We start from the raw sequence: 18,316 nt of genomic DNA, 5'->3' as shown, positions 1-18,316 counted from the left end.
AGTCAAGCTTAATTATCTTAATATCTTAATGGTAAAATTTCTTTATAAAATTGAAATCGCTTTCTGAATTCTAGAAATAGTTTCTTTTTTTCCAATGATTTCTACAATGTCAAATAGGTGAGGACCTTTTAAAGCTCCAACCAAACTAAGACGGAAAGGTTGCATCACTTTCCCCATTCCGATTTCATTTTTAGTTAACCAATCTTTTACGATGGCTTCGATATTAGCAGAATCAAAACCATCAATATATTCAAGAGTCGAAATCAATTCTTGCATTAAAGCTGGTGTTTCTTCCTTCCAATTTTTGCTTGCTTTTTCATCGTAAGCTGTTGGTGCTTGGAAAAAGAAATCTGTTAAATCCCAAAAATCAGAAACAAAATTGGCTCTTTCTTTAATCAAAGAAACAATTCTTGTAATATCATATTTAGAAATGGCAACACCTTTTTTTACTAAAATAGGAGTGAAGTCTTTTGCTAAATCTGCATCATTTTGTTTTATTAAATATTGGTGGTTAAACCATTTATTTTTTTCAGGATCAAATTTTGCTCCAGCTTTGTGAACTCTGCTCAAGTCAAAAGATGCAGCCAATTCTTCTAGAGAATAAATTTCTTTATCAGTTCCATCATTCCATCCAAGTAAAGCAAGGAAGTTTACAACTGCTTCTGGGAAAAATCCTTTTTCTCTATAACCAGATGAAATGCCTTCTTCTGTTTTCCATTCTAAAGGAAATACTGGGAATCCCATTTTGTCTCCATCTCTTTTTGATAATTTACCATTTCCAATTGGTTTCAAAATCAAAGGTAAATGTGCAAATTCTGGAGCTTCCCAATTAAAAGCTCTGTATAATAAAACGTGAAGTGGCATAGAAGGCAACCATTCTTCTCCACGAATTACATGTGAAGTTTCCATTAAATGATCATCAACAATATTAGCCAAATGATAAGTTGGCATTCCGTCACTTTTGAAAAGAACTTTATCATCCAAAAGATTCGTTTCGAACTTAACATCGCCACGAATAATATCTTTCAAATGCAAAGTTTCATCAACTGGAGTTTTAAAACGAATAACATAATGTTCACCATTTGCAATTCTCTTAGCCGTTTCTTCTGCAGAAATTACTAAAGAAGTATCTAGTTTTTCACGATTATGATGATTGTAAATAAATGTTTTTCCTTCTGCTTCATGCTGTTTTCTATGAGCATCCAAAGCTTCCGGAGTATCAAAAGCATAATATGCCCAACCCGAATTTATTAATTGATCGGCATATTGTTGGTATAAATCTTTACGTTCGCTTTGTCTGTACGGACCAAATTTTTCATTTTTTCCAACTGTTTCTTCAGGAGCAATTCCTAACCATTCCAAAGCTTCCATAATGTAAGCTTCAGCTCCTGGAACAAAACGGGTCTGATCTGTATCTTCAATTCTCAGATAAAAAACACCGTTATGTTTTTTGGCAAATAAATAATTAAATAGGGCAGTACGCACTCCGCCAATATGTAATGGTCCAGTCGGACTTGGTGCAAAACGCACACGAACTTGCTTTGACATTTTGTTTATATTTTGATGCAAAGATACAACATTACTTAAATTCCAAATTTTTTAAAATTCCAAATTCCAAGCTTGCATTGCAGTTGGAATTTGGAATTTATTTTTTGGAATTTGAATCTCAATAATTACTACTTTTATAGGTTATAATTAAAATAGATTTATTTTGAAAACATCATCTGCGATATATCAAAAGCTAGAGGCTTTCATTAAGAAATATTATACCAACGAATTGATAAAAGGGATCTTACTTTTTACTGGATTCGGACTTTTGTATTTCTTGTTTACGCTTTTTGTAGAATACTTTCTTTGGTTAAAACCATTAGGAAGAACGTTTTTATTTTGGGTATTTATTGCTGTTGAAGTTTTCCTTTTAATTCGTTTAATTGTATTTCCATTATTCAAATTATTCAAACTTCAAAAAGGAATTGATTATACCCAAGCTTCTAAAATTATTGGAAATCATTTCACAGAAGTGAGTGATAAGCTGACGAACTTTTTACAATTGTCTTCAGAAAATAATGCTGAAAGTTCTGAGTTAGTTTTGGCTTCGATAGAACAAAAAGCAAATTCTCTGCAACCAATTCCTTTTGGAAATGCAATCAATTTTAAAGCGAACAAAAAATATTTGCCATTGGCTTTAGTTCCAATTTTACTTTTTGCAGTGTTTTATATTTCTGGAAATAGCAATGTAATTTCTCAAAGTTTGAATAGAGTAGTGCATTTCAATTCTGCATTTTTACCTCCAGCTCCTTTCAAATTTGTAGTTCTAAATTCTAGTTTACAAGCAGAACAAAATAGAGATTTCGTTATCAAAATGGAATCTGTTGGAAACATTGTTCCAGAAAATGTGATGATTCATGTTGGTGACGAAAGCTATTTTATGGAATCTTCTCAACCTGGAAAGTTTGAATTTAAAGTTGAAAAACCAACAGAGAATATCCAGTTTTCTTTTGAAGGAAATAATGTAGTTTCGGAAGATTATGAATTGACAGTAATCACTGTTCCGTCTATTGCAAACTTCGAAATGGTTTTGAATTTTCCTTCTTACCTAAAGAAAAAATCAGAGACAATTCAAGGAACTGGAAATGCAATTATACCTGAAGGAACGACTGTCACTTGGAGAATGAACACCAAATCTACACAAGAAGTAGTGTGGAAAAGAGAAAATGAAGTTTTGAAGTTCAATAAGGCAGAAAATGAGTTTAAATTGGCTAAAAATATTAGTCAAAATACCGAATATCAAATACTTACATCTAATTTTAAGGTTAAAAACTACGAAAAACTAGATTATCAGCTTTCTGTTATTAAAGATCAGTTTCCAACCATCAATGTTGGGCCTGCGCCAGACAGTTTGAAGCTAGATAAGAACTATATTCTAGGAAGAGTAGGAGACGATTATGGACTTTCAAGATTACAGATTGTGTACTACGAACGTAACAAACCACAGTCTGCTAAACGTGGAAATATCAATGTCAAGTCAGGTGTATTCGATCAGTTTGTTTTTAATTTTCCAAGCAATCTTCCAGTTGAAGAAGGAGTATCTTACGAATACTATTTTGAGGTTTTTGATAACGATGCACCACACGGATTTAAGAGTACAAAGTCTTCTACGTTTTCAGATCGCGTAGCTACAACAGATGAAATTCAGGACCAAGAATTACAGCAGCAAAATAATAACATCAATAGTTTATCTAAATCTTTGAAGAATCAAACCAAGCAGATTTCTGAAATGGATAAGCTTCAAAATACAGGGAAAGAAAAAGATAATCTAGAGTTTAAAGATCAGCAGAAGATCAATGATTTTATCAAACGTCAGAAACAGCAAGACGAAATGATGAAACAATTCTCTGAGAAAATGAATCAGAATTTGGATAAATTCAAAGACGATAAGAAAGATAAAACCGCTGAAGATTTACAAAAGCGTTTAGATAATGCACAGAAAGATTTGGAAAAGAATCAGAAATTATTAGATGAATTGAAGAACTTAAATGATAAATTAAACAGCGAAGATCTGTTTGATAAAATGGAAAAGTTCAAACAAATCAGTAAAAACCAATCTCGTAATCTAGAACAATTAGTTGAGCTGACGAAGCGTTTTTATGTTTCTAAGAAAGCAGAACAAGTTGCTGAGAAACTAAACAAACTGTCAGAACAACAGGAACAGTTATCAAATAAAGAGAAAGAAAATACAAAAGAAAAGCAAGATGAAATCAATAAATCTTTTGATAAGATTCAGGAAGATTTAAAAGATTTGAAAGAAGAAAATAAGACTTTAAAGAAACCTTTAGATATTCCTTCTGATGCTTCTAAAGAGAAAGATGTAGATAATGATCTTCAAAAAGCTTCTGAGGAATTGAGTAAAAAGAATACTTCTGGAGCCAAACCAAAACAGAAAAGTGCTGCCAAGAAAATGAAGAACATGGCTCAGGAAATGCAGAGCGAAATGGAAGGTGGCGAGCAAGAACAATTGGAAGAAGATGTAGCAATGCTTCGTCAGATTCTGGATAATCTTTTAGCATATTCTTTGTCACAAGAAGATGTGATGAAACAGTTCAAAGCAATGAAATTAGGTTCTTCTACATTCACAAAAAATATCAAGATTCAGCAGAATTTAAAACAACAGTTTAGACATGTTGATGATAGCTTGTTTGCACTTTCATTACGTAACCCAAAGGTTGCAGAAGATGTAACAAAAGAAATTGGTAATGTACAATACAACATGGACAAGGCTATTGAAACCTTAACTGATGTTCAGATTCCGAGAGGAGTTTCACACCAGCAATATGCAGTTTCATCTGCCAATAAGTTAGCCGATTTCTTAAGTGATTTGTTGAATAATATGCAAATGTCTATGCCTAAACCGGGAGCTGGAAAACCTAAACCAGGAGACGGACAAGGAATGCAATTGCCAGATATTATACAAAAGCAAAAAGGTCTTGCTGATAAAATGAAAGAAGGAATGAAGCCTGGAAGTAAACCTGGAGAAGGGCAACAAGGACAAAGTGGAGAAGGTAAACAAGGTCAGGGACAAGGTAAAGATGGCAATGGAAAAGAAGGCCAAGGCAAAGATGGAAAAGGAAAAAGCGGACAAGGTAACCAAGGTTCTGGTAATGGTAAAGATGGAAAGGATGGAAAAGAAGGTGAAGATGGGGAAGGAGATGCAGAGGCTATTATGGAGATTTACAAAGAGCAAGTTAAACTTCGTGAAGCATTGCAAAAAGAATTAGCAAAGAAAGGTTTGGACTCTCAAGGGAAATCTGTAATAGACCAGATGAAGCAATCTGAAAAACAGATTTTAAATAAAGGTTTTAAGAATGAGAACTTGCAACGTATTTTAAATATTCAACAAGAATTATGGAAATTAAACAACGCGGTTCAGCAACAAGGACAAGATACACAAAGACAATCTGAAACCAATAAGGCTGAATTTACTAATCGTTCAAATGCTTTACCAAGTTTATTATTGGAATATTTAAACAGTGTAGAGATATTAAACAGACAATCACTACCTTTGCGCTCGAATTTTAATCAAAAAGTTCAAGAATACTTTAATATAAAATGATAAATTTTAATTACGAAACAGATTTTACTTTAGGAGACGAGCAGGCTTTTAGCGATTGGCTAAGTGCTGTAATTGTTTCTGAGAATAAGACTGAAGGAGAAATCAATTATATATTTTGTGACGATGAATATCTTCATAAGATTAACGTTGAATATCTAGATCATGATACGCTTACTGATATTATCAGTTTTGATTATACTGTTGGTAACGAGTTAAATGGAGATATTTTTGTTTCTGTAGAGCGTGTTGCAGACAATGCTAAAGACTTTAATGTTTCATTTGCTGAAGAGCTTAAGAGAGTGCTCTCACACGGTATACTTCACTACTGCGGGTACAAAGATAAATCTGATAAAGATGCTCAATTAATGAGAGCAAAGGAAGAGGAAAAGATGAAGATGTTTCACGTGGAACAGTAATTAAACTTCTTTAAAATTATGTTCCATGTGAAACGTTTTAAGATTTGGTTTTTAAAATGTTCCACGTGAAACATTTTTGATTCAGAATAATATAAACGTTCCACGTGGAACGTTGTAAAAGAGAAGTGATTCTTTGATATAAATCGTTCCACGTGGAACGATATTTAAATCTGATATTTAGAAAAGATGAATAGTGTTTCACGTGGAACATGATTTTAGAAGTTCTGTTTGAGAGTTCTATTGAAAGTTCTATTGAAAGTTCTATTGAAAGTTCTATTGAAAGTTCTATTGAAAGTTCTATTGAAAGTTCTATTGAAAGTTCTGTTTGAAAGTTTTGTTTGAAAGTTCTATTAAAAGTTCTATTTAAAAGTTCTATTTGAAAGTTCTATTTGAAAGTTCTATTTGGAAGTTCTATTTGGAAGTTCTATTTGGAAGTTCTATTTGGAAGTTCTATTTGGAAGTTCTATTTGGAAGTTCTGTTTGGAAGTTCTGTTTGGAAGTTCTGTTTGGGGTTTTTTGGTTTTGATATAAAGATGTTTCACGTGGAACGTTTGGATTTGAAGATTACAGTTTGAAGATTTACAGTTTGAAGATTCTAATTTTGGAATTTAGAATTTTAATATTGAAGATTAAAAAATACACGTTCCACGTGGAACAAAGAAAATAAAATGTAATTCTAGAAACCGCTTTAGCGGTTTTTGGAGAATAATAAAACAAAATGTTTTTAGAAGAATACGATGTTATTGTGGTTGGTGCAGGCCATGCTGGTTCTGAAGCTGCGGCTGCGGCTGCAAATTTGGGATCAAAAACTTTATTGGTTACAATGAGTTTGCAAAACATAGCACAGATGTCTTGCAATCCTGCGATGGGTGGAATTGCAAAAGGACAGATCGTTCGCGAAATTGATGCGCTCGGTGGATATTCGGGAATTGTTTCCGATCGCACGGCAATTCAATTTAAGATGTTGAATAAATCGAAAGGACCTGCAATGTGGTCTCCAAGAGTTCAAAGCGACAGAATGCGTTTTGCAGAAGAATGGAGAATGATGTTGGAGAAAACTCCAAATCTTGATTTTTATCAAGAGATGGTAAAAGGGTTAATTATTGAAGACGGAAAAATAAAAGGAATTAGAACTTCGCTTGGTGTAGAAATCAAAGCGAAGTCTGTCGTTTTAACGAATGGTACTTTTTTGAATGGTTTGATTCATATCGGAGAAAAACAATTCGGTGGAGGAAGAGCAGGAGAAAGTGCTGCAACTGGAATTACCGAAGATTTGATCAAAGCGGGTTTTGAAGCAGGAAGAATGAAAACAGGAACGCCTCCTCGTGTAGATGGACGTTCTTTGGATTATTCTAAAATGAACGAAGAAAAAGGAGATGCAAAACCAGATAAGTTTTCATATTCAGATTTGACAACTCCATTAACGCATCAGCGTTCTTGTTTCATGACGTATACTTCGTTGGATGTTCATGATATTTTGAGAGAAGGTTTCGATCGTTCACCAATGTTCAACGGAAGAATCAAAAGTTTAGGTCCCAGATATTGCCCTTCTATCGAAGATAAAATTAATCGTTTTGCAGATAAAGAACGTCATCAATTATTTGTGGAGCCAGAAGGATGGAATACTTGCGAAGTTTACGTAAACGGATTTTCAACTTCACTTCCAGAAGATATTCAATTTAAAGCTTTGAGTTCTGTTGCTGGATTTGAGAAAGTAAAATTCTTTCGTCCAGGTTATGCAATCGAATATGATTTCTTTCCTCCAACTCAATTGAAACATACTTTGGAAACGAAGTTGGTTGAAGGTTTATATTTTGCTGGACAAATTAACGGAACAACAGGATACGAAGAAGCAGCTTCTCAAGGTTTGATGGCCGGAATAAATGCACACTTGAAAGTGCACGAAAAAGAGCCACTGATTTTAAAACGTGATGAAGCGTATATCGGAGTTTTAATTGATGATTTAATTACGAAAGGAACAGAAGAACCATATCGTATGTTTACATCAAGAGCAGAGTATAGAACTTTGTTGCGTCAAGATAATGCCGATTTTAGATTGACTCCAATGTCATATGAAATTGGTTTAGCTTCTGAAGATCGTTTACGCAGAATGGAAAGAAAATTAAACGAGTCTGAAAAGATGGTTTCGTTCTTTAGAGAGACGAGCGTAAGTGTTGCAGAAACCAATCCGATTTTAGAATCGAAAGAATCTGCGCCGATTTCGCAAGGAGATAAAATGTTCAAGATTTTTTCTCGTCCACAAATCGAATTAGAAGATATGTTGAAATTTGAAAAGGTTTCAGAATATATCAAAGAAAATGATTTGGACGAAGAAATTGTAGAACAAGCCGTAATCCAAGTAAAATATTCTGGTTATATCGAAAAAGAAAGAAATAATGCAGATAAACTAAATCGTTTAGAAGAAGTAAAGATTCCAGAAAATTTCGATTACGATAAAATTAAATCAATGTCGATTGAAGCAAAACAGAAATTAAGCAAGATTCGTCCTGTAACCATTTCTCAAGCTTCAAGAATAAGCGGAGTATCACCAAGTGATATTTCCGTGCTTTTGATTTATATGGGAAGGTAATTTTCTGAGTTAGATTTTAGATTTAAAATGCAAGTGTTCCACGTGAAACTATAAAATCTGAATTTTGAATCTAAAATATTCTTGTTCCACGTGAAACCTTTTCTTAAAATTGAAATGATTTTATAAAAATAAATATCATTTTTAATTGTTTTTTAAATTTGATAAACTGAATTGTAAAGCAAATAAAACTGTTTTTGAAAGCTATCAGAAGATTGCAATAAAGTTGAGTTATCATATTTTTGAAAAAGATTAAAAAATAAACTAAAATAAAAATCCTAAAAGCGATAGAATTTCGCTTTTAGGATTTGCTATAAATTAAACCCAATATCTATAAATTTAAAAAATGAACGTTTTAAATAAAAAACACTTTCTTACAGTAAAAGACCATTCTGTTTCAAAAGAAATTTTTGAATTATATCAAGATGAAGAGTTAGATATGCTAATTACTTCTCCACAACCTGAACTTCAAAATTTAGGAAGATATTACGAAAGCGAAGATTATATTTCGCATACAGACAACAAACGTTCGTTATTTGAAAAAGCATACCACTTTGTAAAAAATATTGCACTTCAAAATAAATTGAATTTAATAAATAGCCAACAAGCGCAAAAAGGTAAAATTTTGGATATTGGTGCTGGAACAGGAGATTTTCTTTTGACAGCAAAAAATGATGGTTGGCAAACCGTTGGGGTAGAACCCAGCGATCGGGCAAAAGATATTGCAAAGCAGAAAGGAATTTCTTTTGTAGAAGAAACAAGCACTTTAGAAAATAATTCTTTTGATGTAATTACAATGTGGCACGTATTAGAACACGTTCCAAATTTAGAATCACAAATTGCAGAATTAAAGCGTTTATTAAAACCAACTGGAACTTTAATTGTTGCGGTTCCAAACCATAAATCTTTTGATGCGCAACATTACGGAACTTTTTGGGCAGCTTATGATGTGCCAATTCACTTTTGGCATTTTTCAAAAAAATCTATTCAATTGCTTTTTGAAAGAGTAGATATGAAATTAGAAAAAATACTTCCAATGAAGTTCGATTCGTTTTATGTGAGTCTTTTATCCGAAAAATACAAAACAGGAAAAATGAATTATATCAAAGCTTTTTTCGTTGGTTTAAAATCAAATTGGAAAGCCAAAAACACAAAAGAATATTCATCGCATATTTATGTTTTAAAGAATAAATAAAACCTAAAAAATCAGCAAAAAGCTATTTCTTCAAAACACTTGAGAAATAGCTTTTTTATTTTAAAAAATGTCAAAAAAAATGGCCGTATTTATGCTATAAAGTTGAATTATTGCTATTATTTTTTCTATAAATAAAAACAATATCATAAAATTTGAGCATTTTTTAAACTTTATGCTGATGCTATTGATTTTTTTATATTTTTGTCTTCAATACTTAAAAAATAGAATTTAAAAAAAATGAAAAAAGCATTAGTTATTATCGCACTTTCAGTTTTCGCAGTTTCTTGTAACAAAACAGCAGAGGTAAAGGAAGTAAAAACAGCTTACGTGGATACTTCGGTTTTGATGAAAGAATACACTGAGGCAAAAGATTTAGAGGCAAAGTACAAAGCTCAAGCGGAAGAAAAAGGTAGACAATTACAAGCTGAGATTTCACGTTTTAAACAAGACGCTGCTAATTTTCAAAGCCAGGCACAAGCAAACGGTCAAGCTTGGGCACAGCAAAGAGGTGCTGAGTTGCAAAAAAGAGAGCAGCAATTAGGTTATGCACAACAAGCATTAGCACAACAATTACAACAAGAAAGTGGTGTAGAAATGGATTCTCTTGTTAGTGGAGTTAAAAAATTCATCAAAGAGTACGGAAAGAAAAACGGTTACTCTTACATCTACGGAACAGGAGATGCTGCAACAGTTTTGTATGCTGAAGACAAATATGATATCACAAAAGAAATCATCAAAGAATTAAACGATAAATACAAAGCGTCACCAAAAGCAGATGCTAAACCAGCAGCTGAAACAAAAGAAGGCGAAGCTAAAAAATAACACTACCAAACTAACTAAATTACTGAAAACCTAAATCCACTAAAGATTTAGGTTTTTTCTTTTTATAGAAATGCGGTAATTTTATTTTTCAATACAGGCAAAATGCAGAACGTTTCAGAAGCGGCAGCTTACACTTTACAATTCATCAATCAGACTCAAAAATCTATTTTTCTAACCGGAAAAGCAGGAACAGGAAAAACTACGCTTTTGCGCGAAATTATTGCGACGACCCACAAGAATACTGTAGTTGTTGCGCCAACTGGTATCGCGGCTTTGAATGCGGGCGGAGTAACGATTCATTCCATGTTCCAGCTTCCGTTTTCTGCGTTTATTCCGTCGTACGATGCGAGCGCGCAATTTACAGAAACGGTAAAGTTTGAAAACAAAGAGACACTGCGCCGTCATTTCAAAATGAATAACGTCAAGCGAAATGTAATCAAAAACATGGAGCTTCTGGTTATTGATGAAGTGAGTATGATGCGCGCCGATTTGCTAGATGCTGTCGATTTTATGATGCAGACGGTTCGTAGAAATACACAGCCTTTTGGTGGAGTTCAGGTTTTGTTTATTGGAGATTTGTTACAGCTTCCGCCAGTAATTCGAGATGAAGAATGGCGAACACTGAAAAACTATTACCGAGGAAAATTCTTTTTCCATTCTCATGTCCTGCAAACCTATCCGCCGATTTATATCGAATTGTCAAAAATCTATCGCCAGACCGATGATACGTTTATTTCGGTTTTGAACAATCTTCGAAATAATCAAATTACTCCAGAAGACATAGCTGTTCTAAATCAGTATGTTAAGCCAGATTTTGACTTCAAAGAGAACAAAGGCTATATCACGCTGACAACACACAATGCCAAAGCAGATTCTATCAACTCACAGTCAATCAATGATTTAGATGGTAAAGAATACGTTTATACACCATTTGTGGTTGGAGATTTTCCAGAAAAGATCTTTCCTGTTGAAGAAGAACTGAAATTGAAAGTCGGCGCGCAGATTATGTTTGTTAAAAATGATTTGTCTTTTGAAAAAAGATATTTCAACGGAAAAATGGGCGTAATCAAATCTTTGTCTGACGAAGAAATCTTTGTTCATTTTCCAGAAGAGAACATGACGCTCGAAGTCGAAAAGTACGAATGGAAAAATATTCGCTACAAAGTCAACGAACAAACCAAAGATATCGAAGAAGAAGTTTTGGGAACTTTTGCCCATTATCCGATCAAGTTGGCTTGGGCGATTACAGTGCACAAAAGCCAAGGTTTAACTTTTGACAAAGCAGCGCTCGACGTATCTCAAGTTTTTCTGCCCGGGCAGGCCTATGTAGCACTTTCACGTTTGCGTTCGTTAAACGGGCTTATTTTGCTTTCTCCGATGCAAATGAATGGCATTTCCAACGATCAAGATGTGATGGATTACGCTTTGAACCGAGCAACCGAAGAAACTTTAAAAAATTCGCTTCACTTCGAAACCAAGAATTTTATTCATAACTATTTGATAAACAGTTTTAATTGGAACGATTTAGCACAAGAATGGCGCAATCATCGTTTTAGTTACAACGAAAATGCGGCTGGTTCCGAAAAAACAAAACACGCAGTTTGGGCGCACAAACGTTTGGACACGATTGAGCAGCTTGCCGAACCTTCACAGAAATTCATCATTCAGCTCAACAAAATCTTCAGCAAAGAAACGGTCGATCTACTTTTTGTGAAAGAAAGGGTAGAAGCGGCCTACGATTATTTCTTCAAGCCAATGGACAAATTGGTGGATGATTTAATTTATAAAATGGCTGAAATTCAAAAATTTAAAAAAGTAAAAGAGTTTTACGAAGAATTGAATTTTCTGGAAGATCTGCAAACAAAAGCAGTTTTACGATTGATGAAAGCGAAATTATTGATCGAAGTTGTGGTTGCTGGCGAAGCGATCAGCAAAGAAAAGCTGTCGTCGCCAAATATTAAAAATTACAAAATCAACAAAGCGGAAAGAATTCGCGGAGAGCTTCAGACGACAAATACAGACATTTTTAGAGCAGAAGAGCCTGTTGTGCGATACAAATCAGCTAAAGCGGAAAAAAGCGAGCTTAAAACGGCTAAAAAAACGACAGTTGAAGAAACACATGATCTGTGGCTTGAGAAACATTCGATTGAAGATATTGCAAGAATGCGCAAACTAACTGTTCAGACTATAGAAACGCATTTGATAAAATTGATTCAGGTAAAAAAAGTGGATATTAACGATGTTTTGCCTTACGATAAAATTTTGGCCCTTCGCGAGGCTTTTGAATTTTATCAAGAAGAATCTTTGAGTCCGTTGAAAGAAAAACATGGAGATGAATTTACTTGGGATGAACTAAAAATGTTCAAGGCAAGTATTAATTAATTTTTTGAGAACGGTCTTTCTCAGTCCTACGTGAAACAAGCGGAAATGTGATAATTCGAACCATAATTTTGTAAAATTTTGTGATTGCATTTTTATTAAATTTGATGTATGATTTTGATTCTTAAAAATTTAGCTATGAAATGTAAAGCACTTTTTTTCTTTTTTCTGATGGTCTGTTCGCAGTTTGTACAAAGTCAGGAACTGAAACCAGAATATCAAAAGTTTATTTCAACGTTTATTTCTGAAGTAAAAAATAATAATAAAAATGCGGTTGCGGCACGAATCACTTTTCCGCTAAATCGCGAAAATCCAATTCCGTCGATTAGGAATAAGACGGAATTTTTAAAAAGATATAACGAAATTTTTGATAAGACTTTGATTGACAAAATCGTCAAATCTAATCCGGCAAAAGACTGGTCAGAAGTGGGATGGCGCGGAATTATGTTATATCAAGGCGATCTTTGGATTGATACAAACGGAAAAATTATCAGTATCAATTACCAGTCAGATGCCGAGAAGAAACAGAAGAATTCCTTAATTGCAGCACAGAAAAAAAATGTCAATTCTTCGATTTCAAATTTCAAAAAACCTATTGCTATTCTCGAAACCTCAAAGTTCAGAATTAGAATTGATGATTTGGGAAATGATAATTATCGTTACGCTTCATGGTCAATCAAAAAGAAAATGACCGATACTCCAGATTTAATAATTGAAAATGGAGTTTTCTTCGCAGACGGAACAGGAGGAAATCATCATTACGAATTTAAAAAAGGCAACTATGTTTATGAATGTCATTTTATTGTTTTGGGAGAAGATAACTCGCCTCCAGCTCAATTGATTATAACGCAAAATGATAAAACAATTTTGGAACAGAATGCAAAAATTGTTTCACGATAAACAAAAAGCCAGATTCAAAAGAATCTGGCTTTTTGTTTTGAATTATACCGAAGCATTAAGTTCTTCTAACTTCTTTTGCTGTTGAATTTTCTTCAATTTTAATTTTTGAATTTCTAATTCCTGCTGTTTTATTTTTACTTCTTGTTTTTGCAAAGCTTCATCAGAAACCGAAGTCGTATTTATTTTATTTCTAAGTTTTTGATTGTCTGCTTCTAACTTCTCAATTTTTTTATTGGTATTCTGAAGATCTTTTTGGGAGTTTTGAAGTTCCTTCTGCTGTTTGTCTAATTTTTTCTGCTCTTTTTTGAGTTTATTCTGTTCGTCTCCAAGTTTTCTGTTGCGATCATTGATCGTTCTTTTTGACTCGTCGGTTGTTTTTTTGATCGCATATTGCTGCTCTTGTTCAGTAGTATTTTGTTGAGCAAAGAAAGTATTAGAATTTAGAGCAATTGCTATAACTAAAGCAAGTTTTAAAATGTACTTCATGATTTAAATTTTTTGAGCAAAAGTAGAAGTGGAATTTTGCACAAAAGAGAACAGAAAGTCATTTTATGAATAGAATAAGCCAAAAAAAATCCCGTTCAGAAGAACGGGACTTTTTGAGATTTATAGGTTTTCGACCAGAATCCAAGCTTGAGGATTTTCGCCTTTTTGTATTTCTTTTTGTGCTTGTTCCGCTTCTTTCATTGTGGCATAACTTCCGTACAAAACAGGAAACAATCCGTGTTTGTTTTCTTTTAGCATTCTAGCTTTGAAACCATCTTTTATCAGTTGGTTATAAGCCTTTCTTGCATTTTGCTCACTTCTAAAAGCGCCCGCCATAATATGATAAGGCATTGTTGGTTCAACAGTTTCGACTGCTGCAGAATCAACAGAAAGAGTTACAGCAGGAAGCGGACTTTTGATAAAAAAAGTAGCTTCTTGAATTTTGTTCTGTACTTTTTTCTGAACTGCCTGTTCTACAACAAGTGTCTGATTGTCAATTTGATTTTGATATAAAGGATATCCGATGCTTCCTGTAATTCCAAGTCCTAAAACAAGAATGGCAGCATAGCGCAAAAATGGATTTGAAGATTTGGTTTCTTCATCATGTTCATCCAATAAAACAGCATCTTTTTCTTTGGCCGCGATCCTTTCGATTTTTTTCTCGAAAACCTCTTTTTTCACCATAGGAGAAACAAAAGGGCTTAACCCAAAAGAAGTTGCCAAGTAATTGGTATGATCGTTTGGTTTGAAAACAATATTGCTTTCAGAGTTTAAACGCAGTTCGCCAATATTTTTTAGAAGAATCACACCTTCTTCTTCCAGTGTTTTTTTCCAGTTTAAAATTTCAAACGCAATAGCACTTACTGCAAAACCGTAAGATGTTTTTTCGGCTTGTGCAATATGATTTGCCAACAGTCCATCATTATTTTTGATTCGGCTGTTGAAAGAAATAGTCTTTTTTGGAGGAAAAAACGAATTAGTGCTTTCATTCAGCTGAGCCGAATGCGTTTCTGTTAAAAATGCACCAAATCCTGGAACCGTTACACACTGATAACGATACAATAACTGTGAGATATATACTTCGATTTTCATATCAACAAAGTTATGCAACGCTTATAGTTATCAAAATTTTATTCACAATTTTTATTAACAATTGAGATTTATTTTTAGACAATTCGTTTTCAATTATTTAAGTTCATTTTTATTGAAGGTCTGACGAAATCGGAAAAATTAAATCTTAAATTTATTAAGAAATTACTTTGTTTTAATGATATTTGCCACTTCAAATGAGTGAAATTATTTTTTCTATTTTACATAATGTTTTAAAGAAATGACCGATCAGGAATTATTTAATTTATTAGCCTTATTGAAAGTTGATGGAGTGGGAGATATTTTAGGAAAAAAACTGCTTCATACTTTTGGGTCGGCTTCAGAGATTTTTAAAGCAAAAAGTGCTCAGTTGGCTGCAGTTGACGGAATTGGAGCTGCTTTGTTGAAGAATCTAAAAGACAAGACCATTTTTGAAAAGGCAGATCGTGAACTTTCTTTCATTAAAAACAATACTATTGACGTTTCTTTTTTTCAGGACGAAAGTTATCCTGAGCGGCTTAAACATTGTTTTGATGCGCCAATTCTGATTTTTACGGCTGGGAATCTGGATTTTAAAAACAAAAAATTAATTAGTATTGTAGGCACTAGACAGATTACTTCTTACGGTACCGATTTCTGTAGAAAACTGATAGAAGATTTAGCTCCGTTGGATCCAGTTATTGTCAGCGGATTTGCCTACGGTGTTGATATTGTGGCGCATCAGGCCGCGATGGATTATAACCTGCAGACCGTTGGAGTTCTAGCTCATGGGTTGAATCAGATTTATCCGCGCACGCATAAAAAGTACATGGCCAAAATGGAAGAAAACGGCGGTTTTATAACAGAATTCTGGAGCGATTCGAATCCGGATAAAGAGAAATTTGTTCGTCGAAATCGAATAGTCGCCGGAATGACCGAGGCAACAATTGTCATTGAATCTGCCGACAAAGGCGGTTCTTTAATAACGGCAAATATGGCCAACGATTATAATCGAGACGTATTTGCAGTGCCGGGAAGAGTGACCGATAAGTACAGTCAAGGCTGTAATAATTTGATAAAAACGCAGAAAGCAAATCTATTGACAAGCGCTGCCGATTTGATTTATATGCTAAACTGGGATATAAAAGAAAAACCAAAAAACATTCAAAAACAGCTTTTTGTAGAATTGGAACCCGAAGAACAAAAAGTATATGATTTCCTTCAGAAGAAAGGAAAAGAGTTATTGGACATTATTGCAATCGAATGCGACATTCCAATTTATAAACTCTCTGGAATTCTGATCGGAATGGAACTAAAAGGCATTATAAGACCACTTCCTGGAAAACTTTTTGAATCAATTTAACGCAGAAAATCCTATTTTATTTATTTCTAAAATGCTTGTACAATCGGTATAAAATATAAATTGCCAATAAACCGAAAATGATATTCAGAACTTGAAACAAATACGGTGGTACGTTATAATCTTCAATGTACTTATTCATCTTTTTGTTTTTAAATGATTAATATACTTGAAGTTACAAAATTTAATTAGGAATAGAATAATTATAAATCAAAAAAAACGCTAATCAATTTTGATCAGCGTTTTTAAATATGTCGATTTGTCTAGAACTTTTTTATTTCTGAAATCCAAGAACTTCTCTAACTTTTGCTAAAACTCCATCAGCAATAACAGAAGCTTTAGAAGCGCCTTTTTTCAATAAAGCGTCCACTTCTTCAAGGTTGTTGATGTAGTAATTGTATTTTTCTCTTTCTGCTTTGAATTTTTCTGTAATCAATTCGAACAAAGCTTGTTTCGCGTGACCATAACCATAATTTCCGCCTAAATAATTAGCTCTCATTTGTGCAATTTGCTCTTCTGTTCCTAACAAAGAATAAATAGCAAACGCATTACAAGTATCCGGATTTTTTGGATCTTCAAGAGGAGTACTATCCGTTTCAATGCTCATAACTTGCTTGCGCAAAGTTTTATCATCCAAGAAAATATTGATGATGTTGTTAGCAGATTTACTCATTTTTCCTCCGTTTGTTCCAGGAATCAGCATAATGTTTTCTTGAATTTTTGCCTCAGGAAGAACAAATGTTTCGCCCATTTGATGGTTGAAACGAGCAGCAACGTCACGGGTAATTTCTAAATGCTGCAATTGGTCTTTTCCAACAGGAACAAATTCAGCATCATACAATAAAATATCGGCCGCCATCAGCATCGGATAAGTAAAAAGTCCAGCATTAACATCGTCTAAACGATCTGCTTTATCTTTGAAAGAATGTGCTAATGTCAATCTTTGAAATGGAAAAAAACAGCTCAAATACCAAGTCAATTCTGTCGTTTGCACCACATCAGACTGTCTGTAAAAAGTAACTTTCTCAGGATTTAAACCACACGCAAGCCAAGCAGCAGCTGTGCTATATGTGTTTTCTCTTAAAGTCTTTCCGTCTTTAATTTGAGTGATGGAATGTAAATCGGCAATAAACAAATAAGATTCATTTGCTGGATCATTTGATAATTCGATTGCCGGAATAATTGCTCCTAATAAATTTCCTAAATGCGGTGTTCCTGTACTTTGAACACCAGTAAGTATTTTTGCCATTCTCGTTTTTTTCTGAAATGCAAATGTCGGAATGTTTTTTCTAACCGCAAATTTTTTATAATGAGAGAGGCGTGTAAGTTTTTTGATAGGCTTTTATATTGATGTTTTTTTAACGCAAAGGACGCAAAGGATTTTTCGCAAAGAAAAGAAGTTATATTTCTTATAGCCGTTGCTTCGCAACAAGTTCACAAAGCTTTATGGAAATGCTGAATCTTTAAACATTTTTAATATTGATTATTATGTGTAAATTATAAGAAAATATTTATAAATTTGATTTTTTAAATTATGACAGAAAACGAAATATCAAATATTGTAATTGGACTAGCAATTGAAATTCACAAAAAACTAGGGCCCGGATTATTAGAGAATGTCTACAAAGAATGTTTGTTTTATAAAATTAAGCAGCGAGGACTTCTTGTTGAAAAAGAAAGATCTTTGCCATTTATTTTTGAAGAAATTAAGTTTGATTGCGGATACCGTATAGATTTGCTTGTGGAAAGCAAATTTCTAATTGAGATAAAAAGTGTGGAATCACTTACCGTTAACCATTTGGCACAAACATTAACCTACTTAAAACTAGGAAATTTTAAACTTGGCTTATTGGTAAATTTCAATGAAAGTCTTTTAAAAAATGGTATCAGAAGAGTAGCAAACAACTTTATTGATTAAGCTTTGCGAACTTATTGCGAAGCAACGGCTAAAAAAATCGCTTTAAAAACTTTGCGAAAATCCTTAGCGTCCTTT

General features: G+C 33.4%; 14 protein-coding genes. 9 read left to right on the top strand and 5 right to left on the bottom strand.

What is annotated here, in order from left to right; genetic code table 11:
• Positions 1 to 42 precede the first annotated feature (42 nt).
• Complete coding sequence (gene gltX / locus Q9Q97_RS02230; RefSeq protein ID WP_306153988.1) at positions 43 to 1,548, bottom strand: glutamate--tRNA ligase; 1,506 nt, start codon at positions 1,546 to 1,548, stop codon at positions 43 to 45.
• A gap of 163 nt (positions 1,549 to 1,711) precedes the next feature.
• Between gltX and Q9Q97_RS02225 the strand changes: the two genes are divergently transcribed.
• The 7 genes from Q9Q97_RS02225 (at position 1,712) to Q9Q97_RS02195 (ending at position 13,409) form a co-directional block, all read left to right on the top strand.
• Positions 1,712 to 5,110, top strand: coding sequence for a DUF4175 family protein (locus tag Q9Q97_RS02225; protein WP_306153986.1), 3,399 nt, complete (start codon positions 1,712 to 1,714; stop codon positions 5,108 to 5,110).
• Complete coding sequence (gene ybeY, locus Q9Q97_RS02220; RefSeq protein WP_306153984.1) at positions 5,107 to 5,526, top strand: rRNA maturation RNase YbeY; 420 nt, start codon at positions 5,107 to 5,109, stop codon at positions 5,524 to 5,526. The genes Q9Q97_RS02225 and ybeY overlap by 4 nt, the downstream gene beginning before the upstream one ends.
• Before the next feature lie 718 nt (positions 5,527 to 6,244).
• Positions 6,245 to 8,116 (top strand): tRNA uridine-5-carboxymethylaminomethyl(34) synthesis enzyme MnmG, encoded by a 1,872-nt coding sequence (gene mnmG / locus Q9Q97_RS02215; RefSeq protein ID WP_306153982.1) that lies wholly within the window; start codon positions 6,245 to 6,247, stop codon positions 8,114 to 8,116.
• A 343-nt stretch (positions 8,117 to 8,459) separates the two neighbouring features.
• A complete protein-coding gene (locus Q9Q97_RS02210) occupies positions 8,460 to 9,308 on the top strand; it encodes a bifunctional 2-polyprenyl-6-hydroxyphenol methylase/3-demethylubiquinol 3-O-methyltransferase UbiG (protein ID WP_306153981.1) in 849 nt (282 codons plus the stop codon).
• A gap of 237 nt (positions 9,309 to 9,545) precedes the next feature.
• Positions 9,546 to 10,130, top strand: coding sequence for an OmpH family outer membrane protein (locus tag Q9Q97_RS02205; RefSeq protein ID WP_306153980.1), 585 nt, complete (start codon positions 9,546 to 9,548; stop codon positions 10,128 to 10,130).
• A 102-nt stretch (positions 10,131 to 10,232) separates the two neighbouring features.
• The gene (locus Q9Q97_RS02200; protein ID WP_306153978.1) at positions 10,233 to 12,512 is read left to right on the top strand and encodes a helix-turn-helix domain-containing protein; all 2,280 of its coding nucleotides are present in this window, start codon (positions 10,233 to 10,235) and stop codon (positions 12,510 to 12,512) included.
• Positions 12,513 to 12,647: 135 nt separating this feature from the next.
• The gene (locus Q9Q97_RS02195; RefSeq protein ID WP_306153977.1) at positions 12,648 to 13,409 is read left to right on the top strand and encodes a hypothetical protein; all 762 of its coding nucleotides are present in this window, start codon (positions 12,648 to 12,650) and stop codon (positions 13,407 to 13,409) included.
• A gap of 42 nt (positions 13,410 to 13,451) precedes the next feature.
• On the opposite strand, the gene Q9Q97_RS02190 is transcribed toward Q9Q97_RS02195, so the two are convergent.
• Positions 13,452 to 13,895 (bottom strand): hypothetical protein, encoded by a 444-nt coding sequence (locus Q9Q97_RS02190; RefSeq protein ID WP_306153976.1) that lies wholly within the window; start codon positions 13,893 to 13,895, stop codon positions 13,452 to 13,454.
• Positions 13,896 to 14,015: 120 nt separating this feature from the next.
• Positions 14,016 to 14,987, bottom strand: coding sequence for an SPOR domain-containing protein (locus tag Q9Q97_RS02185; RefSeq protein ID WP_306153975.1), 972 nt, complete (start codon positions 14,985 to 14,987; stop codon positions 14,016 to 14,018).
• Positions 14,988 to 15,225: 238 nt separating this feature from the next.
• Between Q9Q97_RS02185 and dprA the strand changes: the two genes are divergently transcribed.
• Entirely contained in the window at positions 15,226 to 16,326 is a 1,101-nt protein-coding gene (gene dprA, locus Q9Q97_RS02180; protein ID WP_306153974.1) for a DNA-processing protein DprA, read from the top strand.
• Positions 16,327 to 16,342: 16 nt separating this feature from the next.
• Here the strand turns inward: dprA and Q9Q97_RS02175 are convergent, their stop codons facing one another.
• Together Q9Q97_RS02175 and trpS are read right to left on the bottom strand one after the other, a co-directional pair.
• Positions 16,343 to 16,465 (bottom strand): hypothetical protein, encoded by a 123-nt coding sequence (locus Q9Q97_RS02175; RefSeq protein WP_306153972.1) that lies wholly within the window; start codon positions 16,463 to 16,465, stop codon positions 16,343 to 16,345.
• Between the two features lie 132 nt (positions 16,466 to 16,597).
• The gene (gene trpS, locus Q9Q97_RS02170) at positions 16,598 to 17,572 is read right to left on the bottom strand and encodes a tryptophan--tRNA ligase (protein WP_306153970.1); all 975 of its coding nucleotides are present in this window, start codon (positions 17,570 to 17,572) and stop codon (positions 16,598 to 16,600) included.
• A gap of 285 nt (positions 17,573 to 17,857) precedes the next feature.
• On the opposite strand from trpS, the gene Q9Q97_RS02165 reads away from it, so the two are divergent.
• The gene (locus Q9Q97_RS02165; protein WP_306153968.1) at positions 17,858 to 18,241 is read left to right on the top strand and encodes a GxxExxY protein; all 384 of its coding nucleotides are present in this window, start codon (positions 17,858 to 17,860) and stop codon (positions 18,239 to 18,241) included.
• Positions 18,242 to 18,316: the final 75 nt, after the last annotated feature.

Source organism: Flavobacterium sp. DG2-3 (assembly GCF_030730925.1).
GTDB lineage: Bacteria > Bacteroidota > Bacteroidia > Flavobacteriales > Flavobacteriaceae > Flavobacterium.
The sequence above is the reverse complement of the archived record's forward strand: the minus strand, read 5'-3'. Positions and strand labels throughout refer to the sequence as shown.